Raw genomic sequence first — 22,162 nt, 5'->3', positions numbered from 1 at the left:
TATCCGGAAGCTGAGTGGCCGTGCACGCGGGTGTGCCCCGCGGTTCGCTGGCGCCCGCCACGCTGCGGTCCGTGCGCGCGGAAGCCGACGGAAAAGCGGTAGTCAGGAGGATTTTTCGAGCGCCTCGCGGATCGGTAGCTCGATGAGACGTTCTTCGGATTCGCGCGCGCTCGGCGAGTTCTCCTCGGCGAGTCGCGCCTGCAGGGCGGCCACGGTCAGCTGGCCGTACGGGGCGGTGGGTCGGCGCAGGACGGTCACGACAAGAACGAGCAGGCCGAACGCCAGAACGGTGCCGCCGACGATGATGAGCGGATTCATCACTGCCTCCTCGATTGACGCGTCAGTCGGTCGATTCGCGGAGCACCAGTCCGGTGGGGACCGTACCGGTGCGGAAATAACCGGCGAAGATGTCGGCCGCCGCCTCGGCGGTCCACACTTCGTCCTGGTAGATCCATGGTGCGGGCACAGCGTCGGGCACCTGGACGCAGATGCCGGGCTCGCCGTCGCGGTTGCCCGCGCGTCCGACGGTGAACCGCCGGGTGACGGCGTCGACCGTGTGGCAGAGCTCGATGACCACCGCGTCCGCGGAGCCGGTGCAGAGCAGGTAGTTGGTGCCGGGCGCGGAGCTGATCGCCGGGCTGATCTCGGTGGAGCGCATAGCTACTGGCAGTCGGGTCAGCTGCACCGAGTAGCGGTGGTGACCGTCGAGCCTGCGGAGCGGGCGCAGGTAGCTTTCGATCGTTTCGCCCGCGCCGACGAACAGTTTCAGCCGATCGCTGTAGGTGACCCGATGGGTGGTGATGGTTGGCTCCGTCGCGTCGACGATGGATCCGTCCGTCGGTTCCGGCGGTGTGCGCCGCACCGTGCGGATCGTGGGTGCGGAACTGGCTGCAAACGAACCTGGAACACTCATGCGAACTGTCACCTATCAATGCTTAGTTATCTTCTAGCTATTCAAGCATCGCATCGAGAATTCCCGAATGGAAGAGCGGCGTGACCTGCGCCACATTCGACGGTTCGCGTGCATGAGACCGCGGCGGCGCCAGGCCGGGAAACGTCGCTGGTCAGCGGCGCAGACCCGGTGCGGGCAAACGGGTTTCAGGGTCGTGCCGGTAGACCGGCGTGAGCAGTTCGGCCTCCAGCGGCTCGCCGGTCGCCCGATCGAACCGGCACGCGACGAGCACCGAGAACAGGTGGGTCGCGGCGCGTTCGTGCAGCGTGGCCAACCGGGTGGCGAGCAAACGAATGGCACCGAGTGAGCCGGGCGGGTGCATGCCGTCGATCATCAGCACCGTGCCGCGCCCGTCCGGCCGCGGCAGCCGGGCCAGGTAGGCGATGTCGTGCGGATCGGGTCCGCCGGGCCGGTAGACCCGCCGGGCCGCGCGATCCTCGATGCCGCGTCGCGCGTCACCTGCTCGGGCCACCGCGCGCCGCAACCGCGGGTCCGCGGCGATGAGCTGGCGCAGGCTCGGCGAGAGCTCGGGGCCGCCGAGCACGATCAGCCCGTCCCTGGCCAGGTCGACCGGTCTGCCCGGCAGGAAGTGTTCTATCGAAGCGCTGAAGCCGAGTTCGCGCAGCAGCTCGACCAATCGGTGCGGCGCCGCCGGATCGGGCGCGCCGATCACCCGGCCCGCCCGTACCTCCGGCACCAGCACGGTCAGCGTGCCGTGCCCGAAGAACAATCCCTCCGGTGCGGGCCCCTGGGTGCTGACCTGATGGATTCGCGCACGGGAAAGCCCGGCTGCCGCACCGATTCTCGCGAACGTCCAGCCCTCGGCGTGGAGTTCCCGGATCACGGCTCGGCGAATCCTGGTGAGTTCGTTGATCGTCTGCTGGGCCGCCGCCACTCCATCGGTGGCCGCCTTCAGTCGCTCGACCTTGTCTTCGATCGCGAAAACCCGCGCCACGTCATCGGCCGACATGTGCGAAGTCTAGACAGGTGGACACGCCAAGGTGTCCAGCTTTCTTGACACTGAGCCCTACTCGTAACTCGTTCGGGCCGACGCGATGATCTTGTCGCGGTGAGGTTCTGCCTGGAAGCCCGGCCGGATACGCCGGATGGGGCTTCGAGGCAGAACCTAAGTGGCGTCGGTGTCGATCGGCGGACGTTCGTTGCGCTCCAACGGTTTTTCCAGCTTCGGCATCGGATAGTCCGGCATCGCGCCGCCGGTGCCGTAGATGTCCTTCTTGTCCGGCAGTGCGCTCTCCAGATTCTTCAGGATCGAATCGTCGCCGTTCAGAAGGTGTTTGGTCACCATCGAGCGCGGAGTCATACCGCGCAGTTCGTTCAGGTCGGCCAGCGGCTTGCGCAGATCCTCGAACTCCGGACCGAGCTCGTCCTTCAGCTGCGCGGTGGCGCCGCTGGCGTAGTCGCGCACCTGACGCAGGCTGCGCGTGGTCCAGCGAACCGCGCCGGGCAGTCGCTCCGGTCCGAGGATCACGAGGGCGGCGACGAGCAAGATCATCATCTCGCTCCAGCCGATGTTGCTGAACACCTGTCCCAGGCTACCGGCTGACCACGGTGTCCTCGCATCGAGTGGGGACGTGTGGGTAACAGCACGGTCGCAGCCGGCTCAGTCGGACTCCAGCGTGGCCTGCACGTCCACCCGCCTGCCGTCGCGGATCAGCTGCACGGTGACCGTGTCGCCGATCTTGTTCAGCTGTACCGCGAGCACCAGCTCGTCGCGCGAGGTCACGTCGCGGTCGCCGACCTTGACGATGACATCGCCCTCGACGATGCCTGCTCGGGCCGCGGGGCTGCCCGGCACGACATCGGCGACGCGCGCTCCCGACATCACCTCGTTGGCGACGTTCTTGGTCTGCGCGCTGACACCGAGCTGCGGGTGATGCACGACGCCGTCGCGGATCAGGGTCTGTGCGACCGTGGTCACCTGATCGATCGGAATGGCGAAGCCGAGACCGACCGAGCCGCCGGACTCGCTGCGGATCGCGGTGTTGATGCCGATCAACCGGCCTTCCATGTCCACCAGCGCGCCGCCGGAGTTGCCGGGGTTGATCGAGGCATCGGTCTGCACCGCGTCGATCACCGCCTTGGTGTCGCTGCCCTCGCCCTCGAGCGCCACCGGACGGTGCAGCGCACTGACGATGCCGGAGGTCACCGTCTTGCTCAACCCGAGCGGCGAACCGATGGCCAGCACCTCGTCACCGACTTGGACGTCGTCGGACTTGCCGAGTTTGGCCACGGTGAGGTTCTTGACGTCCACCTTGAGCACCGCGAGGTCGGACTTCGGGTCGCGGCCCACGATGTTGGCAGGCACCTTGGTGCCGTCGGAGAAGGTGACCTGGATGGTCGCCCGGTTGGTCTTGTCCTGGGCGGCCATCGACACCACGTGGTTGTTGGTGGTGATGAAACCCGCGCCGTCGATCACCACGCCGGAACCGGTCGCGCCGTTGTCGCCGACGGTGACCCGGATGGACACCACCGCGGGCAGCACGGCGTTGGCCACTTTGGCGATCTGGCTGTGCGGCTGCTCGATGCCGCCGGTCTGCTTCAGTTCGACGCCGCGCGAGGTGAGCACCGAGGCCTGTTCGGCGGTCAGCCTGCCGACCAGGCCGCCGAGCACGCCGATCGCGAGGGCTACGACGGCGAGCAGCGCGAGCGACTTGGGCGCGACCCGGGAACCGAAGAGCACCTCGCGGGCGCTCAACCGCGGTGCCTCGGGCAGCGCCGCGGTCACGGGGGTGGGCACGGCGGGGGCGCCGAGCCGCGCGGCCGCCGCCGGATCGCGCCACGGATCGACCGGGCCCGCGACGGTCGGGGTGTCCTCGGTCGCGTCGGGGTCACGTTGCAGCAGTTCGCTGGAACCGGCCGGGCGGCCGAACGCCTCGGCCAGCACCGCGTCCGGCGGGCGGTTCTGCAGATCCGCGTCCGCGATCGGAGCCGTACCGCGGGGCAGTGGTTCGGCGAACGAACCCGACTGCCCGGACGGCCTGCGGAACGCGCGGGCGGTATGGGTGTCGACATGCGGGCGATACACCGGGCGCGGGCCGAGCACGGGCGCGTCCGGCGGCCGCAGCGTTCCCCTGGGCGCCGAATCCGAAGGCCTGTCCTGGATGTGATCCGCAGCTTCAGGCGATCCGCTATTCGTCGATTCAGTCACGACCCCGCCTCGCTGACGCTCGGCTGCGTCGTGCCGAGGCGTGCTGTGCCAATGGTTCCCTCGCTCCGCTCAGTCACGGGGGGAACTCTACTTGCGCCACCACGTGGTCCACCGGGTCGCGGTGAACGAATCGGTGAGAAATCCGAAAACTGCCTCGTTGCGGGGCGTCGCGTGCGAACCGCCGGGCGATTGATTCGGCTGATTCGTCGCGCTGCCCGGCAATTCCGCCAGCGGAATACGGTTCAGGCTGTCGTGCAGGCCGGTAGGCAACTGGATCGGGCCGGACTGGCGCAGGGCGATCCGTGCCTGCTGCTGCGCGTCCACCTCGGCCGCGCATTCCGGGCACTGGGAAAGATGTTGGGCGGCACGCAGATAGGCGTTCATCCGCAGCTCGCCGTCCACATAGGCCGCGATCGCTTCGCTGGCCAGATGCTCGGTGGGACGGAAACGAGGCGGACGACGACCGGGCGTGCTGGAGTCGCCACTCATTCGGTGTTCACCCTTCCAACCGACATCATCCGATCCGTAGGGCGATGCCGGCGTTGTCCGGCTCACCCGATATTCGCTTCAGCGGCGAGCCGCTGCTCACTTCCATTATGCGCAAGGTGGTCGCGCAGTGCCTGCCGCCCACGGTGAATCCGGCTGCGCACGGTGCCGAGTTTCACCCCGAGCGTAGCGCCGATCTCCTCGTAGGACAGGCCCTCGATGTCACAGAGCACCACCGCGGCGCGGAATTCCGGGGCCAGCGAATCCAGGGCGGATTGCAGATCCGGATCGAGTCGGGCGTCGTGGTAGGCCTGTTCCGGGTCGGGGCCCTCGGACGGCACCCGATCGTAATCCTCGGGCAGCGCTTCCATCCGGATGCGATTGCGCCTGCGGACCATGTCCAGGAACAGGTTCGTGGTGATGCGATGCAGCCAGCCCTCGAACGTGCCCGGCTGGTAATTGGACAGCGAACGGAATACCCGGATGAATGTTTCCTGGGTGAGATCCTCGGCGTCCTGCGCGTCGCCGGAGAGACGGTAAGCCAGGCGGTACACGCGGTCGGCGTGCTCGCGGACCAGTTCGTCCCAGGACGGCATCGCCGACCGGTCACCGGTGGCGTCGAAGGCAGCGGTACCGGTCAGGTCGGCGGCCTCGGCGGCCTCGGACTCGATCGGCAGGATCTGCTCGGGCAGGGTGGCGTGCTCACGCGCCGCATCGACCATGTGGATGGGGCTACCTCCTACTAGGGACCGTAAACTCGGAAACTTCGCTCCGCTCCGAAATCTCTTTCGGACCCGGAGCCGTTACGTACGGATACAACCGACAAGCTGTCTGTCGTTGTTCCCGCGTCCCGCGTCGATACGGTCGGTGGTCTTGCGTTGCCCCTACTCTTTCCTGTCCTGATATGGCCTGTGTATGGAGATGCTGAGGGCTACCTGAGAAAAAACAGACTCGCAGATTGCTCGGCGGGGCGTGTTGTTCGGAACGCCGATAACCGGCGGCCAGCACTAACCTCATAGGCGTGGCATCGAATTTGGAGCGAAATCTCGCCTACGTGGAGGAATCCGTCGTGGAAGACGAGATCCTCGTCAGCGCGCGTGAACGGGCCACCGAGCTCGGTGCGGTACCGGTGCCGCCCTCGGTCGGCGCACTGCTCAGCATGTACGCCCAGTTGCTCGGGGCCAAAGCGGTGGTCGAGGTCGGCACCGGCGCGGGCATCAGCGGCCTGTGGCTGCTCGACGGCATGCGCGAGGACGGCACGCTGACCACGATCGATTCCGAGCCGGAGCATCAGCGCGCGGCCAAGGAGGCCTTCCGTGCCGCGGATATCCCGCCGGCGCGCACCCGGCTGATCAACGGCCGTGCGCTCGACGTGCTGCCCCGCCTCGCCGACGGCGCCTACGATCTGGTGTTCATCGACGCGGCACCGCTCGAGCATCCGCAGTACGTAGGTCAGGCGGTGCGGCTGCTGCGGGCCGGCGGCGCCATCCTGCTGCACAACGCGCTGCTCGGCGGCCGGGTACCCGATGCGGCGCAACGTGATCCGGCCACCCAGGCGGTGCGCGCGGCGACCCGCGCGATCGCCGAGGACCCGGAACTCACCAGCGTGCTGATTCCGGTCGGTGACGGATTGCTCTGCGCCTCACGTGGTTAGCGCCGCCCTATCGCACGCACAGCGTGACAGTTGCTGTGTGACCGCGTGATTCGCGGTCGCTGATTCCGCCGCCCCGCGCGGGGTATACCCAGCGCAGCCCGGCGGCGGAGGTAGACAATGCGTGGGTACGAATATTTCGAAGGTGGCCATGTCGGCCATGTGGTGACCGAGCGTCGGTCCAGTTGGCTGCGGCCGACGCTGCTGATTTTCGGCTTCGTGATCGTTGCCGCGATCCTGGTGATGGTGGTGGTCAGCAACGCCGATTTCGACACCGGGCCGACGAAGGTGACGCCACCGCCCGGGCCCTGTGCGCCCTTCTGCACGGCTCCGGCCGCGCCACCCGGGCAGTAGCACCGCGTTCACGAACCTCGGCACGCCTCTCGCCGGCCTGAGAAGTCGCGAAACGCGCCGACCCCTAGACGAGGCACAAGCTAGGCCCCGTCGCTGGCGCTCGCCGTCCGGTCTTGAATTCGCTTGTCGCACTGGGGATTGCCTGACCATTTGTGGCGTGGATCACCAGTCCTGAAAGCTTCTTGCCGATGTACGATGTCCGGTTCGCCTTCGGGTGTTCGTGTTCGAGCAGGGAGGTCGGGCACGCACGCGCCCGTCGGCGTTCGGCACCGTCGGTGACCGACCCGGGAGGGGTGGGCCGGTCACCGGCCGCGTCGTCGCGCCCAGGTGCGCGAAACGGCCGCGCCGCGGCGATCCGAGGCGCATGCTGCTCACAGCACGAACCGGTACCCGCGCCGGTACTGCCTGTTCCGGGCCTGCGGAAGAGGTGTCACCCGAGTGATCTACTACATCCTGAACTACAACAACGACGAGAACGGCCGCCGTCCGATCCACTGGGGCGGTGCGACGATCGCCTTCGCCCTGGTCCTGCTCGGTGCGATCCTGATGGTCTATCTCGTCAGCACCGCCGACTTCGGCGACCCGGCCGAGAGCACTGTCCCCCGAACCCCTGGGCCCTGCGCGCCGTTCTGCCCGGCCACCCCCGTCCCGCGGTGAACGCCGGGCCGCGCGGGATCAGACCCAGACGCCTTTGCCCACGGTCACCACGCCGCCGTTGCTGACCGCGAAGCGGTCGCGATCGCGGTCGAGATCCACGCCGATGATCTCGCCCTCGCCGACGACGACGTTCTTGTCCAGGATGGCTCGGCGGACCACCGCGCCACGGCCGATGCGCACGCCCGGCATCAGCACGCTGCCCTCGACCGTGGCGCCGTCGTCGACCACCACGTTGGAGCTGAGCACCGAATTGCGGACGGTGGCCGCCGAGAGGATGCTGCCCGCGCCGACGATGCACTCCTGGGCCAGCCCACCCTGGGCGAACTTGGCGGGCGGCAGGTTCTCGGCGGCGCCGCGAATCGGCCAGTGCCGGTTGTAGAGGTTGAACACCGGGTGCACCGAAACCAGGTCCATGTGCGCGTCGTAGAACGCGTCGATGGTGCCGACGTCGCGCCAGTAGCCGCGGTCGCGCTCGGTCGCGCCGGGCACCTCGTTGTCGGCGAAGTCGTAGACCCCGGCCTGACCCGCGGCGACCAGCGAGGGAATGATGTCGCCGCCCATGTCGTGATCGGAATCGGAGTTGTCGGCATCGGCCTTGATCGAATCCACCAGCACCTTGGTGGTGAAGACGTAGTTGCCCATCGACGCGAAAGTGACATTGGGATCATCGGGCGTGCCGGGCGGATGCGCGGGCTTCTCCAGGAACTGGGTGATCCGGCCGGACTCGTCGGAGTCGATGCAGCCGAACGCGCTCGCCTCGCTGCGCGGCACCCGGATGCCCGCGACGGTGACGCCGGCGCCGGACTCGATGTGGTGGGCCACCATCTGTTCCGGGTCCATCCGATACACGTGGTCGGCGCCGAAAACCACGATGTAGTCCGGGTCCTCGTCGAAGATCAGGTTGAGCGACTGCATGATCGCGTCGGCGCTGCCGGTGTACCAGCGCGGCCCGAGCCGCTGCTGGGCGGGCACCGGGGTGATGTACTCCCCGCCGAACCCGGACAACCGCCAGGTCTGGGAGATATGGCGGTCCAGCGAATGCGACTTGTACTGGGTCAGCACGCATAGTCGCAGGAAACCGGCGTTGACCAGGTTGCTGAGCACGAAGTCGATCAGTCGATACGCGCCACCGAAGGGCACCGCAGGTTTCGCGCGGTCCGCGGTGAGTGGAAAGAGTCGCTTGCCCTCGCCACCGGCGAGCACGATCCCGAGTACGTGCGGCTGGCTCCTCACACCTGCCAAACTACCGGGTTACCGGCGGGTGAGTGGCCCCTGCGGAGTTGAACGTCTACTTTGAAGCGGGTGAGTTTCGGCACGGACACCGGGCGGGCGAGCGTGGAATCCGGCGCACCGGACCGGCTTCGGGTCGCAATGCTGACTCGTGAGTACCCGCCGGAGGTGTATGGCGGCGCCGGGGTACATGTGACGCAGTTGACCGCGCAGTTGCGCCAACTGTGCGATGTCACCGTGCACTGCATGGGTGTCGCGCGCACCGACGCCGTGGTGCACCAGCCCGATCCGCAGCTCTACGCCGCCAACGCCGCGTTGCAGATGATGTCCGCGCAGTTGCGGATGGCCGACGCCGCCGGGCAGGTGGACGTCGTGCACTCACACACCTGGTACAGCGGCTTGGCCGGGCATCTGGCCGCCACCCTCTACGGCATCCCGCACGTGCTGACCGCGCACTCGCTCGAACCGCGCAGGCCGTGGAAGGCCGAACAACTCGGCGGCGGCTACCGGCTCTCGTCGTGGTCGGAACGCAACGCGGTCGAGCACGCGGACGCGATCATCGCGGTGAGCGCGGGCATGCGCCACGACGTGCTCGACGCCTACCCGTCCGTCGACCCCGATCGGGTGCACGTGGTGCACAACGGGATCGACGCGGGCATCTGGTATCCCGGCCCGGTGGCGGCGGGCGCGCGGCCGGTGCTCGCCGTACTCGGGGTGCGACCCGATCGGCCGATCGTCGCGTTCGTCGGGCGGATCACCCGGCAGAAGGGCGTCGGGCACCTGCTCGCCGCGGCCCGCGATTTCGATCCGGACATCCAGCTGGTCTTGTGCGCGGGCGCGCCGGACACCAAGGAACTCGAGCAGGAGACGGCCGCGGCGGTCGAGGAGTTGCAGCGGCGGCGCGGCAACGTGTTCTGGGTGCGCGAGATGCTGCCCACCGAACAGATCCGGCAGATCCTCGCCGCCGCCACGGTATTCGTCTGCCCGTCGGTGTACGAGCCGCTCGGCATCGTCAACCTGGAGGCTATGGCCTGCGCGACCGCGGTGGTCGCCTCCGATGTCGGCGGCATCCCCGAGGTGGTCGCCGACGGGACGACCGGACGCCTGGTGCACTACGACCCGGCCGCGCCCGAGGCCTACGAGCAGGCCTTGGCGACCGCGATCAACGAGGTCGCGGGCGACCCGGTGCTGGCCGCGGAATTCGGCGCCGCGGGTCGCGCCCGCGCGATCGCCGAATTCGACTGGTCCCATATCGCGGCCCGCACCGTCCAGGTCTACGACCAGGTCCGCAAACTCTGAACCCGATACGGCAGGCCACTGGCTCGGCGAAGCCCCTCACCACCGAAGGCAGTGCCAACGGCCCTCGTGTGCCCATCCGCGGGCTGTGCCGGGCGTATCCGGACCTGGCAGGTGTGTGGGGGAGTCGGGGTGCTGAACCGGTCGGCGCTTATGCGCGGTGGTACGCGGAGACTACGACCGAGGCGGTGACCTCCATGGCGGCGGGGAGGGCGGCGATGCGGGCGTGCTCCGCGGCCGCGTGATGGGCGGACGGGCCCATGCCGACCACATTCGCGATATCGGAGTGGCCGAGCTTCATCGGGTACTCGATCGGCACCCGATCGGCGACGGTGAAATGACCCGACATCGCGGCATCGAGCTTGCGATCCTTGTCCGGGTCCACGCGGATCATGTCGAGCGGTCCGATCAACTCGCCGAGGTGCCGCTCGGTGGGCGTGACGACGACGAACACACCGTGGTCGGCGAGCACCCGCGCGACCTCGGCGGGGTTGCGCGGCGCGAAGACCGACAGCACCGCGCGCAGGGTGCCGTCGCGGACCGGTAGTCCACGCCAGGCATCGGCCAGCACCGACGCGGCCCGCGGGTGGGCGCGCGCACAGCGGCGCGCGGCGGGCTTGGCCACGTCCAGCGCGATACCTCGGGCCGCAGGCATGGCGTCGAGCGCTCCGGCCAGGTAGTAGCCGGTGCCCGCGCCCACCTCCAGCACCGTGCCGGACGCAGGGTCGTGCGGCCCGATCGCCGCTGCGGTCGCGGCAGCAATCGGAGCGAAATGTCCCCCGCCCTGAAAGGCGGCACGCGCGTCCAGCATGGTCGCGGTGTCGCCGGTCATTTTGGTCGAGGCGCCCGTCAGCAGACTGACATAGCCCTGCTTGGCAATGTCGAAACTGTGCCCGTGTCCGCAGCGCAGCGCCCGGTCGTGCGGCTCGAGGCCGAGCGCGCATTCCGGGCAGGCCAGCAGATCGGCCACCTCATCGAGTGCCTGCTGGTTAGCTGGTGACACTCTTCAGTTCGTCGCCGAGTGCCGCGGCCTCGTCCGGCGTGAGTTCGACGACCAGACGCCCGCCACCCTCGAGTGGAACCCGCATGACGATTCCACGCCCTTCCTTGGTTGCCTCGAGGGGACCGTCCCCGGTACGGGGCTTCATGGCCGCCATCCTCTGCTCCCTCCAGATCTGCGCGATATGCTGCGCACTTTCTTGGAACTCCAGTTGTCACCAACCAGCGAGCTCGCCGGCATTTGGCGAGCTACACCCGTCCCATTCTTCCCTATCGCGGATGTGGACGGATACCTGAGTTCAAAAAGTGACCGGTCGGCCTGTGCCGGACACCTCGCTATCGACCCAGCAATCGGCCAGGTGATCGTCTACCATCCCGGTCGCCTGCATGAGTGCGTAGGCCGTGGTCGGGCCGACGAAACGGAACCCTCTCCGCTTCAATTCTTTTGCCAGAGCTATGGATTCGGGTGTGCTGGCGGGTACGTCGGCCGCCGTCGCCGGGCGCGGTCGCGGCGGTGGCGCGAACGACCACAGCAGCTTGTCCAGTCCGTTATCGAGTTCCCTGGCAACCCGGGCGTTGCTGATCGCCGCGTCGATCTTCGATCGGTTGCGGACGATGCCGGGGTCGGCGAGCAGCCGGGCCACATCCGCGTCGTCGAACTCGGCGACGCGGGCGATGGAGAAATCGGCGAACGCCGCCCGGAAGGCGGGCCGCTTGCGCAGGATCGTGATCCAGGACAGCCCCGATTGGAAGGCCTCCAGGCACATCCGCTCGAACATCGCGTCGTCACCGTGCAGCGGCTTGCCCCACTCGAAATCGTGATAGTCGCGGTAGAGCCGGGTCTGCAGCGGCCAGGCGCACCGGACGCGGCCGTCGTCCTCGGCCGGGGCCAGATCGGCGGGGCGGGTCATTTCGGTTCGGGCGCGACCGGGGTCTGCCACCGGCCGGTGTTGGCCTGCGCCTCGGCCAGTTGGTGTTGCAGTTCGTCGATGCGGGCGGCGAGCCGGGCCAGCGCCCAGTCCACCTCGCCCGCCTTGTAGCCGCGCACCACCTGCTGGAAGCGCAGGGACCGGACGTCGGCCCCGCTGATGCCCTCGGCGGGCAGCACGGTTGCGGTGGCGCCCTCCGGCAGCGGGCCCAGTTCCTCGGCGCGGCCGAACACCGCGCTGGCGAGCAGGAACAGCACCGCGGCCACCAGACCGACGATCAACACGTACAGCAGTAACGTGAGCATGCGCCAAGCTTATTGGCAGGGGCCGACACCCGGCGCAGACCGCCCGGCGGAAAACGGACCTCGCTCTCGACTACCCGTTAACGCCGAGTGGTGTCGATGCTGAGCGACATGCCCGCGAGCCCGCGGCGACGCACGGCGAGTTTGTCGGCGACCGCGAGCAGCGCCTTGGCCGCGGGGGTCTCCGGATCGCGCAGCACGATCGGGTTGCCCTCGTCGCCCGCCTCCCGCACGGCCTGCTCGATCGGGACCTGGCCGAGCAGCGGCACCTCGGCGCCGACCGCGCGGGTCAGCCGGTCGGCGACCACCTGTCCGCCGCCCGCGCCGTAGAGCTCCATCCGGCTGCCGTCGGGCAGATCGAGCCAGGACATGTTCTCCACCACGCCCGCGATCCGCTGCCTGGTCTGCAACGCGATGGCGCCCGCGCGCTCGGCCACCTCGGCGGCCGCGATCTGCGGGGTGGTGACCACGAGGATCTCCGCGCCGGGAATCAGCTGGGCGATCGAGATGGCGATATCGCCGGTGCCGGGCGGCAGATCGAGCAGCAGTACGTCCAGATCGCCCCAGAACACGTCGGCGAGGAACTGCTGCAGCGCGCGGTGCAGCATCGGGCCGCGCCATACCACGGGCGTATTGCCCTTGGTGAATTGCGCGATCGAGATCATCTTCACGCCGTGCGCCTGCGGCGGCATGATCATCTTCTCGACCTGGGTCGGGCGCGCGTCGGTGCCGAGCATGCGCGGGATCGAGTGCCCGTAGATGTCGGCGTCGAGCACGCCGACCGAGAGACCGCGCGCGGCCATGGCGGCCGCGAGATTGACTGTGACGCTGGACTTTCCGACCCCGCCCTTACCGGAAGCGACCGCGTACACCCTGGTCAGCGAGCCGGGCTGGGCGAAGGGGATGACCGGGTCGGCCGAGTCGCCGCGCAACTGCTTGCGCAGGTTGGTGCGCTGCTCGTCGTTCATCACGTCGAGCTCGACGGTGACCGCGCCGACCCCGGCGACGTCGGCGACGGCCTTGGTGACCCGCTGCGTGATCTCGGTGCGCAGCGGGCAGCCCGCCGTCGTCAGGTAGATCTCGACATGGACATTGCTGTCGCTGCCGATCTCGATGCTTTTCACCATGCCTAGTTCGGTGATCGGCTTGCGGATCTCCGGATCGTCGACCTTCGCGAGGGCGCCCCGCACATCCGATTCCGTAACTACAGACATGGCAGGAATTTTAGGCGTGTCAAATTTTGGGCAGATCTCCGGGCCGGGGTGCGACGCCGCTGGCGTAGGAGGTCTCCCAGGCCATCACGTTCGCGACGTAGGCCATCGAGTTGTTGTAGCGCAGGATCGCCTTGGACTGCTGGGACAGATCGCGCATGTTCAACCCGCCGTCGCACAGATACTTTCCGGCGGTCAGCGCCGCGTCGAACAGGTTCTGCGGATCGGCGATGCCGTCACCGTTGCCGTCGGCCGCGTAGTGCTTCCACGTCTGCGGCAGGAACTGCATCGGCCCGATCGCGCGGTCGTAGCCGGCCAGGCCGTCCAGCTCGCCGCCGTCGGAATCGTGAATGACGTTGTTGCCGTAGAGCGATCCGTCGAGCACGGGGCCGTAGACCGGGGCGAGGGAGTTGCCGTCGCTGTCGGCCTTGCCGCCGTAGTCGTGGGTGGATTCGACCCGGCCGATACCGGCAAGCATGGTCCACGGCATGTTGCACGTGGGGTTCTCGGCGCCGAGCACGCGCTCGGCGTTCTGGTAGGCCGCGACGGCGATGCCGGGCACGCCCATCGGGCCTGCGGGCAGCTCCGCCTTCTGCCTACCCTCCGGCAGCGCAACGGTTTTCACGATCGGTGGCGGCGCGACCCGCTGCTGCGCCATGGCGTGCATGACGAATTCGATCGGCTCATCGTCGTTCTGGGTCCGCGCCCCCAGCGCGGACTCCTCGCCGGGGAGCTGCTGGACCGCCGCGGCGGCATGAGTCCCATCGCCCATCTCGGACGCGGCGCCGACGGCCGTGAGGCCAGCGGGAACCAAACCGGTTAGCGCGAGAACCGAGCTGCGTCGGATGGTGACAGTCGGTGGTTTTCGGTGACGCCCCACTGTGCGGTGACCCTCCAATGGCTCTCGTGAGCCCTTCGTGATCTGACGAAGAGAAGGCTACCGCATTCGAGACCTGTTTGTTACTCCTTCGTGACCTGAATCGAGGTGTCTTTTCAGCCCTGGGGGGCAGGCAACGGGATCACGACACCGAACGGCAGCGTGATGGCGGGCGGCGGGGGCGGCGCGGCCGCGGGGGCGGGCGCGACAGGCGGTTCGCCCGTGACGGTCGGTGCGGACTCGGCCGCGACCGTGGGCGCCGAGTCCGGCCCCGGCTGCTGGGCCTGCTCGGGCGCCTGCTGCTGCGGCGCCTGCGCCTGGACCTCGGGCCCCGCCTGCGGCGTCGTGCAGACCGGCGCGACGGCCTGGTCCGGGTGTGCCGGATCCACGGCCTGGTCCGGATGCGCCGGGTCCTTGGGCGCCGCGACACCCACGCCGAAGCTCTGCTCGGCCGCGCCGGGCACCGCGACGGTCGGGGCCGGGTCGCCCGGTCGCGGCATCGGCGCCGGAACCGTCACCTGCTCACAGGGATTCAGCGGCTTCGGCGGCGGACAGAAGATGCCGCAGGGGATCGGGGGCAGGCCGGGGATGGTGATCATCACCTCGGTCGGTGCCGGGGCGGCCTGCGTGGTGGTGCCGGTCTCCGGTGTCGCGGGCGGCGACGTGTAGGTCACCTTCGTGGTGTCGACCGCCTGCATGTCCGCCACCTGGATCGGGGCACTGCCCGGCGGGATGATGTCGGGGGCGATGGTCACCTGGGTCGGCGAGCCGCCGGTGCGGTAGGCCGCGGCCCAGCTCAGCACGTTCGCCGCGTACGCGGTCGAGTTGTTGTAGCGCAGCACCGAGCGCAGTTCCTGGGCCGGGTCGCGCAGGTCGAGCCCGCCGGAGCAGAGGTACTTGGCCGCGCCGAGCGCGGCGTCGAAGACGTTGTTGGGATCGGAGACGCCGTCGCCGTTGCCGTCGGCCGCGTACTGGGCCCAGGTGCCGGGAAGGAACTGCATGGGCCCGACCGCGCGCACGTAACCGCCGCTGGCCGACTTGATGATCTCGTTGCCGGGCAGCGTGCCGTCCAGCGCGGGGCCGTAGATCGGGGTGACCGTGGTGCCCGCCGCGTCGGTGCGACCGCCGCCCGCGTGTCCCGATTCGATCCGGCCGATCCCGGCGAGCAGGCTCCAGGAAAGCCCGCAACCAGGTGTGGAGGACTCCATCGCGAGCTCGGCGTTGCGGTAGGCGGCGAGCACGATCTCCGGAATGCCGAGTGCCCCGCCGACCAGTGGGAGCGAGATCTCCTGGAGTGGGATGGTCCCGGCGAACGGGGCGGTGCCGTTGGCGCCCGGAGTCATAGCTCGAAGTTTGCGGGGAACGTCCTGAGTTACCGGAAGTAGGCCAACTGTCCGAGACAGACCGGTCGAGCCGGTGTTGCTCGAGTTACCGGAATTTGCTGGGTTTGTGGACGCGGCCAACAACGCCTCGGGGGCTTTGGGCGTTGTGCTCGAGGCGGAGAGGTTGGAAGCCGAGCCGCTGGCCACAAGACCAGCTACGACCAGGGCCGAGACGGTTATCGGGGTAGAAATTCGCATTCGGCCACACCAATCCTCTACGTCGTGGAAGCGGCTTCGGTGGGGTGCTCGTCGGGGTCGGATTCGCGTCCTCACCCGGTCCCTGGCCTGCCGCCGCTCAGGACAACGCTGTCCAGGTTACCCACCAGTCAGGTAGTTGTTCGCATTTCCAGCAGGTAGTTGTTACGTAATCCCGGTCAATCATCAGCTACAGGTGGCGAAACCTGGATCTGAGCCTGCTTTCGGGCGGAGTTTTTCTTGCGCCGGGTCTTCTCGGCGCCCGCGCCCTCGATCCGGTCGAGTACCTCCTTCAGCTCCTCCAATTCCCGGCGCAGATAGTCGCGCGTCGCCACTTCACCGACCGCGATCCGCAGCGCGGCGAGTTCCCTGGCCAGAAATTCGGTGTCCGCCTTGGTCTGCGCGGCCCGCATCCGGTCTTCCTCCAGCGAGACCCGGTCCCGGTTGTCCTGCCGGTTCTGCGCCAGCAGGATCAGCGGCGCGGCGTAGGCCGCCTGGGTCGAGAACGCCAGATTCAACAGAATGAAGGGATACGGATCCCAGCGCAACGCCACGACCGAAACATTTAACGCGATCCAAACAACCACGACGATCGTCTGTATGGCCAGGTAGCGGCCGGTACCGAGGAAGCGGGCGACGCGTTCGCTGCTGCGCGCGAGCGCCTCGGCATCCCAGTCGATCCGGAACCGGCCTTCGACCGGCGTCTCCAGCCGCTGCCGGGCGCCGCCGAGCTTTTCGGTCATGACCGCACCTCGCCGGCGGTCGATCGCGCCGTATCACTCATGTCCCGATACCCCCTCGTGCAGCTCTTCCTGGTCGCGCCAGTCGTCGGGTAGCAGATGGTCCAGCACGTCGTCCACGCTGACGGCGCCGAGCAGATGGTTCTCGTCGTCCACCACCGGCCCGCAGACCAGGTTGTAGGTCGCGAAGTAGCGGGTCACCGCGGCCAGCGGCACCTCAGGACGCAGCGGGGCCAGGTCGGCGTCGAGGATGCCGCCGACCAGATGCGCCGGTGGTTCCCGCAACAGCTGCTGGATATGGACCGAACCGAGGTAGCGCCCGGTCGGTGTGGCGGTGGGCGGCCGGACCACGAACACCATCGAGGCCAGCGCGGGCGTCAGGTCCGGGTTGCGCACCCGGGCCAGCGCCTCGGCGACCGTGGTGGACGGTGTGAGGATCACCGGCTTGGGTGTCATCAGACCGCCCGCGCTGTACGGCGAATGCTCGAGCAGCCTGCGGACCGGTTCCGACTCCTGCGGGTCCATCAGCGCCAGCAGCGATTCGGCCTCGCCGACGGGCAACTCGCCGAGCAGGTCGGCCGCGTCGTCGGGGTCCATCGCCTCGAGTACGTCGGCGGCGCGGCGCACCTCCAGCCGACCGAGCAGCTCGACCTGCTCGTCGTCGGGGAGCTCCTGCACGACGTCGGCGAGGCGTTCGTCGTCCAGCGCGATGGCCACCTCGAGCCTGCGCTTGTCCGGCAGCTCGCGCAGCAGGTGGGCGACGTCGGCGGGTCGCATGCCCTCGAACTGCTCCAGCAGCTGGGTGACGTCCTGGCCGGGCCTGCCGATCTCGTACGGGGTGAGCCCGGCGACATGGGTCCAATCCACCACGTGCACGGTGCGGCGGCGGCCGAGCCTGCGATGCCCGCGCACCGCGACCCGGTTCACCCGCCAGTCCCTGGTGCGGGTCAGTTCGATGCCGAGATCGACCACGAAGACGTCCACCCCGTGCAGGTCGGGCAGGTCGGGATCTTCCACCCGCACCGACGAATCCACGATCTGCGCGAGCGCGAGCAGCTCACCGGGGCGCTGATGGAACCGGCGCAGGCTCACCGTGCCGGTATTGAGCGTGACCACCCCCGGCTCGATCGCGGTGACCCGCAGCATCGGCACGAAAATGCGGCGCCGCGTCGGCAATTCGACGACCAGACCGTGCACCCTGGGTTGCTGGCGGTCGTAGCGGATGGCCACGACGACGTCACGGACCCGGCCGATAGACTCGCCGTCCGGCCCCAACACCACCAGGCCAGCCAGCCTGGCGACGTACACCCTGGTAGCTGCCATGCTTGCCAGGCTAGAGGTTCGCGGCCGGGTCTCGTACCCGCGCCACGATCGATGGGAGTGATCTTGAAGCCGCGCCGTTCGGTACTCGCCTGTCCCGGCAGCAACAAGAAGATGATCGACAAGGCCAAGGGGCTGCCCGTCGACGAGGTGTTCCTCGATCTGGAGGACGCCGTCGCGCCCGCCGCCAAGGCCGAGGCGCGCGCGAACATCGTGGCGGCGCTCAACGACACCGACTGGGGGTCGCAACTGCGCGTGGTCCGGGTCAACGACTGGACCACGGCGTGGACCTACGCGGACGTGATCACCGTGGTCGAGGGGGCGGGCGCGCATCTGGACGCGATCCTGCTGCCCAAGGTGACCGACGCGGGCCAGGTCCGCGCGCTGGATCTGCTGCTCACCCAGCTGGAGCAGGTATGCGGGCTCGAGCAGGGCCGGATCGGTATCGAGCCGCAGCTGGAGAACGCGCTCGGGCTGCGCAATATCGACGAGATCGCCACCGCGAGCCCGCGGGTGCAGGCGCTGGTTTTCGGCCCGGCCGACTTCATGGCGAGCCTCAATATGCGCACCCTGGTGGTCGGTGAACAGCCGGAGGGCTACGACACCGGCGACGCGTACCACCACATCCTGATGAGCATCCTGATCACCGCCCGCGCGCACGGATTGCAGGCCATCGACGGCCCCTATCTGCAGATCCGGGACGTGGACGGGTTCCGAAGGGCCGCCGCGCGCACCGCGGCGCTCGGCTTCGACGGCAAGTGGGTGCTGCATCCAGGGCAGATCGAGGCGGCCAACGAGGTCTTCAGCCCGCGCCAGGCCGATTACGACCGCGCCGAGCAGATCCTGGACGCCTACGCTTTTCACACCTCGGTCGAGGGCGGCGCCCGCGGCGCGGTCATGCTCGGTGACGAGATGATCGATGAGGCGAGTGCGAAAATGGCCCGGGTAATCGCCGAAAAAGGCCGGGCCGCCGGAATGCGGCGCTCGGCCGAATGAGGTGGGCCACGCGTTTCGGTGCACCCCGGAACCGGGCGGAATAGCAGAATAGAGACATGACGAATCCCTTAGGGAACTCGAATCGCGCACGGCAGGGCTTGCCGACGCCGCCGTCCGGCTGGCCGGTCGGCTCCTATCCCACCTATGCCGAGGCGCAGAAGGCGGTCGATTTTCTCGCCGACAGCCAGTTCCCGGTGCAGGACGTGACCATCGTGGGCGTCGATCTGATGCAGGTCGAGCGCGTGCTCTACCGGTTGACCTGGGGCAAGGTGATCGGCGGCGGTGTGGTCAGCGGCGCCTGGCTCGGCCTGTTCCTCGGTCTGCTGCTGAGCCTGTTCACCACCAACGGCGCGCTCGGTCCGCTGCTGGTCGGCCTGGTCGGCGGCATCATCTTCGGTGTCATCTCCACCTCGATCCCGTACGCGGCGACCAAGGGGCAGCGCGACTTCGCCTCCACCATGCAACTGGTGGCCGGGCGCTACGACGTGCTGTGCGACCCGAAGTCGGCCGAACAGGCGCGGGACATGCTTGCGCGGCTGGCCATCTGACGCATGGGTGTGTTGGAGACGGTCCGCACCGGAGTGCTGGACCATTTCGGGGTGGCGGCGACCGGTGTCGACTCGGCGTCGGTGACCTTTCTCGGGTTGGAGCCGATCGAGATCCTGCGGATCGTCGACGGCGATGTGGTGCACTACGCCACGGTGGGCGGATCCCGCCATCCGATGACCGATCCCGCTGCGCTGCTTGCCGATCCGGTGCGCGGTCCGCGCGCGGAGTTGGTGCTGACGCTGCGCGCGGGCACCGGCGCGGCGTCGGGCCTGGCCAAGACGCTCGGCGTGCTCGTCGCCGCGCCCGCGGTGGAAGGGGTTGTGCTGCAAGCCGATGCGCTGATGGACCTGGGTGAGCCGATGTGGCACAACGCGCCGTTCACCGCGGTCCTACTCGGCGACAGCGGAATTCCCGAGGTGGCCTTGCCCGAGCCCGCGGAGCCGGTTCGCTACTTCGCGGTGACACCCGTGACCGCCACCGAGGCGGCCTGGGTGCGCGTGCGCGGCGCACAGGCGCTGCGTGAGGCATGGGCCGAGGCGGGCATCGACGTCCGCGACCCCGCCCGCGGGGCGGCGAGCCTATAGCCAGTTGTTGCGGTGGAAGGTGAAGTACAGCCCGCCGCAGATGCCGAGGGTGACCACGATGACGAGCCAGAAACCCCAGCTCGCTTCCAATCCCGGGATATGGGTGAAGTTCATGCCGTAGATGCCCGCGATCATCGTCGGCACCGCGGCGATCGCGACCCAGGCCGAGATCTTGCGCATGTCGGTGTTCTGCTGCACGCCGATCTTCGCCAGCGCGGCACTGATCAACGCGCTGAGCGCCTCGTCGAAATCGGTGACCCGCTCGGCCACGCCCGCGTGGTGATCGGCCACGTCGCGCATGTAGCGCCGAATCTCCTTGGGCAGCGGGATCTCCGGCTTGTGGCCGAGCAGTTGCAGGGGGACCGCCAGCGGGTTCACCGCCCGGCGTAGCTCGACCACCTCGCGCTTGAGCTGGTAGATCGATTCGATCGAGACCCGGTTGCCCGGCGAGAAGACCGCCTCCTCCATCGCGTCGATGTCGAGTTCGATCGATTGCGTGACGTCGATGTAGGAGTCCACCACGTGGTCGGCGATCGCGTGCAGCACCGTGCCGGTGCCGAGCATCAGCCTGGCCGGGTCGGCCTCGAGTTCCCTGCGCAGCGAGGCGAGTTCGGCGTGTTCGCCGTGCCGCACCGTCACCACGAACTCGGGCGCGACGAAGATCATGATCTCGCCGGTCTCGACGATCTCACTGACACTGTGCAATTCGTGCTCGACGTAGGCGACGGTGCGCATCACGAGGATCAGGGTGTCGTCGTAGCGCTCGAGCTTCGGGCGCTGGTGGGCGGCGACCGCGTCCTCGGCGGCCAGCGCGTGCAGGCCGAAAACCTCGGCGATATCGGCCATCTGGGCCTCGTCCGGATCGCGCAGGCCGACCCAGACGAAGCCGGCGCCCCGGGTGCGCACCTCGGCCAGCGCGTCGCGATGGGTGAATCTGCCGGGCAGTCGACGGCCTTCGACATAGACACCGCAGTCGACGATGGCCCGCGCCGTCGGAATCGGGATGCGCGGGAGTTTGCGCGGTTCCCGGTTGGGGCCGCGGAACGACGGTAGCGGCGGAATGGACGGCACCTCGGCGATGCTACGTCGCCTGCCGCTGCGGGACCGGTCGGCGGCACTGTAAGACTGGAGGCGTGCGCATCGACCTGCATACCCATTCGACCGCGTCCGACGGTACCGACTCTCCGGCCGAACTGGTCCGGAACGCGGCCACCGCCGGTCTCGACGTCATCGCGATCACCGACCACGACACCACCGCGGGCTGGGCGGAGGCGGTCGAGGCGTTACCGAAGGGGCTCACGCTGGTTCGGGGCATGGAGATGTCGTGCCTGGGGTTGGGCGAGGACGGCTGGCCGGTGCCGGTGCACCTGCTGGCCTACCTGTTCGATCCGGCCGATCGCAGCTTCGCCGAGGAGCGGGAACGGTTGCGTGGCGAGCGGGCCGAGCGGGTGCGCGCGATGGCCGATCGCATGGTTGCCGACGGCTTGCCGATTGATCCCGACGCGGTGCTGGCGGCGGCGGGCCCCTCGGCGGGGCGGCCGCATCTGGCCAGGGCACTGGTCGCCGCGGGTGTGGTGGCGAGCGTCGACGCGGCGTTCGAGGAACTGCTCGCGCCGCACGGCCCCTATTACGTCGAGAAGGCCGACACGCCGCTGGCCAGGGCGGTCGAGATGATCGCCGCCGCGGGCGGGGTGAGCGTGCTCGCGCACGCGCGGGCGCGCAAGCGCGGCCGGATGCTCGCGCTCGACGCCATCCGGGAACTCGCCCCGCTCGGACTCGGCGGGCTCGAGGTCGACCACATCGATCATTCCGCCGCCGACCGTGCGATCCTCGGCGACCTGGCCGCCGAACTAGGCCTGCTCACCACGGGCTCGTCGGACTATCACGGCGCCAACAAGACCATCCGGCTCGGCGAGTTCACCACCGATCCCGAGCAATTCGAGGTGATCGTGGGCAAGGCGACCGGTGTGCCGGTGGTCGCCTCGTGAAGGTGCTGCGCGGACTCAGCGGCATCTTCGCCGCGGGCACCTTCGCCCTGATGCTCGTCGTCGTCGGCACCGCGGTCATCGCGGCGCGGCGCGATTTTCCCGGACCCGGTCCCGAATCGGTCGCCTGGCACGTGGCGGCGTCGGTGATTGCCATTGCGGCGCAGATTTATTCGGATAAGAGTCGGGGTTTTGTCGCATTTTGTGGATCTGCGGTTGTTTTCGTTGCGGCTGGATTGCTGCTTTGGACACAATGGTGGAGTTGAAATAGCGGTAATGGTTGCGGCTTCGTGAATTG

General features: G+C 68.6%; 27 protein-coding genes. 9 read left to right on the top strand and 18 right to left on the bottom strand.

The features are described 5' to 3' along the window. Positions 1–102: 102 nt before the first annotated feature. The 7 genes from F5X71_RS30215 to sigE form a co-directional block, all read right to left on the bottom strand. On the bottom strand, positions 103–318 hold the full coding sequence (locus F5X71_RS30215) for a hypothetical protein (protein ID WP_167465055.1): 216 nt from the start codon (positions 316–318) through the stop codon (positions 103–105). A 22-nt stretch (positions 319–340) separates the two neighbouring features. After that, positions 341–862: a hypothetical protein gene (locus F5X71_RS30210; protein ID WP_167465054.1), complete on the bottom strand. Its 522-nt coding sequence runs from the start codon at positions 860–862 to the stop codon at positions 341–343. 202 nt (positions 863–1,064) lie between these two features. After that, a complete protein-coding gene (locus F5X71_RS30205) occupies positions 1,065–1,922 on the bottom strand; it encodes a hypothetical protein (RefSeq protein WP_167465053.1) in 858 nt (285 codons plus the stop codon). 156 nt (positions 1,923–2,078) lie between these two features. Then, complete coding sequence (tatB, locus tag F5X71_RS30200) at positions 2,079–2,495, bottom strand: Sec-independent protein translocase protein TatB (protein ID WP_014987955.1); 417 nt, start codon at positions 2,493–2,495, stop codon at positions 2,079–2,081. Between the two features lie 78 nt (positions 2,496–2,573). Beyond that, positions 2,574–4,076 (bottom strand): S1C family serine protease, encoded by a 1,503-nt coding sequence (locus tag F5X71_RS30195; RefSeq protein ID WP_167466860.1) that lies wholly within the window; start codon positions 4,074–4,076, stop codon positions 2,574–2,576. Positions 4,077–4,208: 132 nt separating this feature from the next. Next, a complete protein-coding gene (locus tag F5X71_RS30190; RefSeq protein ID WP_167465052.1) occupies positions 4,209–4,610 on the bottom strand; it encodes a zf-HC2 domain-containing protein in 402 nt (133 codons plus the stop codon). 62 nt (positions 4,611–4,672) lie between these two features. After that, on the bottom strand, positions 4,673–5,329 hold the full coding sequence (gene sigE, locus F5X71_RS30185) for an RNA polymerase sigma factor SigE (RefSeq protein WP_174817162.1): 657 nt from the start codon (positions 5,327–5,329) through the stop codon (positions 4,673–4,675). 299 nt (positions 5,330–5,628) lie between these two features. Here sigE and F5X71_RS30180 point away from each other — a divergent pair, with 299 nt between their 5' ends. From F5X71_RS30180 to F5X71_RS30170, 3 genes are all read left to right on the top strand, one after another. Next, the gene (locus F5X71_RS30180; RefSeq protein ID WP_428981416.1) at positions 5,629–6,261 is read left to right on the top strand and encodes an O-methyltransferase; all 633 of its coding nucleotides are present in this window, start codon (positions 5,629–5,631) and stop codon (positions 6,259–6,261) included. A 117-nt stretch (positions 6,262–6,378) separates the two neighbouring features. Then, the gene (locus tag F5X71_RS30175) at positions 6,379–6,612 is read left to right on the top strand and encodes a hypothetical protein (protein ID WP_167465051.1); all 234 of its coding nucleotides are present in this window, start codon (positions 6,379–6,381) and stop codon (positions 6,610–6,612) included. 438 nt (positions 6,613–7,050) lie between these two features. Beyond that, complete coding sequence (locus F5X71_RS30170) at positions 7,051–7,269, top strand: hypothetical protein (protein ID WP_238815556.1); 219 nt, start codon at positions 7,051–7,053, stop codon at positions 7,267–7,269. Positions 7,270–7,287: 18 nt separating this feature from the next. Here the strand turns inward: F5X71_RS30170 and glgC are convergent, their stop codons facing one another. Continuing rightward, complete coding sequence (gene glgC / locus F5X71_RS30165; protein WP_167465050.1) at positions 7,288–8,502, bottom strand: glucose-1-phosphate adenylyltransferase; 1,215 nt, start codon at positions 8,500–8,502, stop codon at positions 7,288–7,290. 138 nt (positions 8,503–8,640) lie between these two features. Here glgC and glgA point away from each other — a divergent pair, with 138 nt between their 5' ends. Beyond that, the gene (glgA, locus tag F5X71_RS30160) at positions 8,641–9,798 is read left to right on the top strand and encodes a glycogen synthase (RefSeq protein ID WP_167466856.1); all 1,158 of its coding nucleotides are present in this window, start codon (positions 8,641–8,643) and stop codon (positions 9,796–9,798) included. Positions 9,799–9,946: 148 nt separating this feature from the next. On the opposite strand, the gene F5X71_RS30155 is transcribed toward glgA, so the two are convergent. From F5X71_RS30155 to F5X71_RS30115, 9 genes are all read right to left on the bottom strand, one after another. Further along, positions 9,947–10,798, bottom strand: coding sequence for a putative RNA methyltransferase (locus F5X71_RS30155; RefSeq protein ID WP_167465049.1), 852 nt, complete (start codon positions 10,796–10,798; stop codon positions 9,947–9,949). After that, on the bottom strand, positions 10,785–10,952 hold the full coding sequence (locus F5X71_RS30150; protein WP_011211259.1) for a DUF3117 domain-containing protein: 168 nt from the start codon (positions 10,950–10,952) through the stop codon (positions 10,785–10,787). Before F5X71_RS30150 ends, F5X71_RS30155 begins: the two co-directional genes overlap by 14 nt. A 141-nt stretch (positions 10,953–11,093) precedes the next feature. Further along, positions 11,094–11,705: a DNA-3-methyladenine glycosylase I gene (locus F5X71_RS30145; RefSeq protein ID WP_167465048.1), complete on the bottom strand. Its 612-nt coding sequence runs from the start codon at positions 11,703–11,705 to the stop codon at positions 11,094–11,096. Beyond that, entirely contained in the window at positions 11,702–12,028 is a 327-nt protein-coding gene (locus F5X71_RS30140) for a DivIVA domain-containing protein (RefSeq protein WP_167465047.1), read from the bottom strand. Before F5X71_RS30140 ends, F5X71_RS30145 begins: the two co-directional genes overlap by 4 nt. Positions 12,029–12,105: 77 nt before the next feature. Beyond that, complete coding sequence (locus F5X71_RS30135) at positions 12,106–13,239, bottom strand: Mrp/NBP35 family ATP-binding protein (protein ID WP_167465046.1); 1,134 nt, start codon at positions 13,237–13,239, stop codon at positions 12,106–12,108. A 19-nt stretch (positions 13,240–13,258) separates the two neighbouring features. Continuing rightward, positions 13,259–14,116, bottom strand: coding sequence for a lytic transglycosylase domain-containing protein (locus tag F5X71_RS30130; protein WP_167465045.1), 858 nt, complete (start codon positions 14,114–14,116; stop codon positions 13,259–13,261). Between the two features lie 113 nt (positions 14,117–14,229). Further along, complete coding sequence (locus tag F5X71_RS30125; protein ID WP_238815554.1) at positions 14,230–15,456, bottom strand: lytic murein transglycosylase; 1,227 nt, start codon at positions 15,454–15,456, stop codon at positions 14,230–14,232. A gap of 413 nt (positions 15,457–15,869) precedes the next feature. Next, positions 15,870–16,433: a DUF1003 domain-containing protein gene (locus F5X71_RS30120; RefSeq protein ID WP_167465043.1), complete on the bottom strand. Its 564-nt coding sequence runs from the start codon at positions 16,431–16,433 to the stop codon at positions 15,870–15,872. A gap of 33 nt (positions 16,434–16,466) precedes the next feature. Next, on the bottom strand, positions 16,467–17,753 hold the full coding sequence (locus F5X71_RS30115) for a magnesium transporter MgtE N-terminal domain-containing protein (protein WP_167465042.1): 1,287 nt from the start codon (positions 17,751–17,753) through the stop codon (positions 16,467–16,469). Between the two features lie 63 nt (positions 17,754–17,816). Between F5X71_RS30115 and F5X71_RS30110 the strand changes: the two genes are divergently transcribed. From F5X71_RS30110 to F5X71_RS30100, 3 genes are read left to right on the top strand one after another with little or no spacing between them, the layout of a single operon-like run. Beyond that, on the top strand, positions 17,817–18,746 hold the full coding sequence (locus tag F5X71_RS30110; RefSeq protein ID WP_428981507.1) for an HpcH/HpaI aldolase/citrate lyase family protein: 930 nt from the start codon (positions 17,817–17,819) through the stop codon (positions 18,744–18,746). A gap of 56 nt (positions 18,747–18,802) precedes the next feature. After that, positions 18,803–19,294, top strand: coding sequence for a general stress protein (locus F5X71_RS30105; protein ID WP_167465040.1), 492 nt, complete (start codon positions 18,803–18,805; stop codon positions 19,292–19,294). A 3-nt stretch (positions 19,295–19,297) separates the two neighbouring features. Continuing rightward, complete coding sequence (locus F5X71_RS30100; protein ID WP_174817161.1) at positions 19,298–19,879, top strand: suppressor of fused domain protein; 582 nt, start codon at positions 19,298–19,300, stop codon at positions 19,877–19,879. On the opposite strand, the gene F5X71_RS30095 is transcribed toward F5X71_RS30100, so the two are convergent. Then, on the bottom strand, positions 19,874–20,950 hold the full coding sequence (locus F5X71_RS30095) for a magnesium and cobalt transport protein CorA (protein ID WP_167465039.1): 1,077 nt from the start codon (positions 20,948–20,950) through the stop codon (positions 19,874–19,876). The genes F5X71_RS30100 and F5X71_RS30095 overlap by 6 nt on opposite strands. Before the next feature lie 62 nt (positions 20,951–21,012). Here F5X71_RS30095 and F5X71_RS30090 point away from each other — a divergent pair, with 62 nt between their 5' ends. Then, complete coding sequence (locus F5X71_RS30090) at positions 21,013–21,867, top strand: PHP domain-containing protein (RefSeq protein WP_167465038.1); 855 nt, start codon at positions 21,013–21,015, stop codon at positions 21,865–21,867. After that, on the top strand, positions 21,864–22,130 hold the full coding sequence (locus tag F5X71_RS30085; protein WP_167465037.1) for a hypothetical protein: 267 nt from the start codon (positions 21,864–21,866) through the stop codon (positions 22,128–22,130). Before F5X71_RS30090 ends, F5X71_RS30085 begins: the two co-directional genes overlap by 4 nt. Positions 22,131–22,162: the final 32 nt, after the last annotated feature.

The sequence above is a fragment of the Nocardia brasiliensis genome (assembly GCF_011801125.1).
Taxonomy (GTDB): domain Bacteria; phylum Actinomycetota; class Actinomycetes; order Mycobacteriales; family Mycobacteriaceae; genus Nocardia; species Nocardia brasiliensis_C.
The sequence above is the reverse complement of the archived record's forward strand: the minus strand, read 5'-3'. Positions and strand labels throughout refer to the sequence as shown.

Coding starts and splice junctions, on each gene's coding strand:
- F5X71_RS30125 (WP_238815554.1), bottom strand. CDS start 15,456: ATGACTCCGGGCGCCAACGGCACCGCCCCGTTCGCCGGGACCATCCCA.
- F5X71_RS30150 (WP_011211259.1), bottom strand. CDS start 10,952: ATGGCGGCCATGAAGCCCCGTACCGGGGACGGTCCCCTCGAGGCAACC.
- F5X71_RS30140 (WP_167465047.1), bottom strand. CDS start 12,028: ATGCTCACGTTACTGCTGTACGTGTTGATCGTCGGTCTGGTGGCCGCG.
- F5X71_RS30100 (WP_174817161.1), top strand. CDS start 19,298: ATGGGTGTGTTGGAGACGGTCCGCACCGGAGTGCTGGACCATTTCGGG.
- F5X71_RS30105 (WP_167465040.1), top strand. CDS start 18,803: ATGACGAATCCCTTAGGGAACTCGAATCGCGCACGGCAGGGCTTGCCG.
- F5X71_RS30205 (WP_167465053.1), bottom strand. CDS start 1,922: ATGTCGGCCGATGACGTGGCGCGGGTTTTCGCGATCGAAGACAAGGTC.
- F5X71_RS30175 (WP_167465051.1), top strand. CDS start 6,379: ATGCGTGGGTACGAATATTTCGAAGGTGGCCATGTCGGCCATGTGGTG.
- glgA (WP_167466856.1), top strand. CDS start 8,641: ATGCTGACTCGTGAGTACCCGCCGGAGGTGTATGGCGGCGCCGGGGTA.
- F5X71_RS30145 (WP_167465048.1), bottom strand. CDS start 11,705: ATGACCCGCCCCGCCGATCTGGCCCCGGCCGAGGACGACGGCCGCGTC.
- F5X71_RS30135 (WP_167465046.1), bottom strand. CDS start 13,239: ATGTCTGTAGTTACGGAATCGGATGTGCGGGGCGCCCTCGCGAAGGTC.
- F5X71_RS30115 (WP_167465042.1), bottom strand. CDS start 17,753: ATGGCAGCTACCAGGGTGTACGTCGCCAGGCTGGCTGGCCTGGTGGTG.
- F5X71_RS30215 (WP_167465055.1), bottom strand. CDS start 318: ATGAATCCGCTCATCATCGTCGGCGGCACCGTTCTGGCGTTCGGCCTG.
- F5X71_RS30120 (WP_167465043.1), bottom strand. CDS start 16,433: ATGACCGAAAAGCTCGGCGGCGCCCGGCAGCGGCTGGAGACGCCGGTC.
- F5X71_RS30190 (WP_167465052.1), bottom strand. CDS start 4,610: ATGAGTGGCGACTCCAGCACGCCCGGTCGTCGTCCGCCTCGTTTCCGT.
- sigE (WP_174817162.1), bottom strand. CDS start 5,329: ATGGTCGATGCGGCGCGTGAGCACGCCACCCTGCCCGAGCAGATCCTG.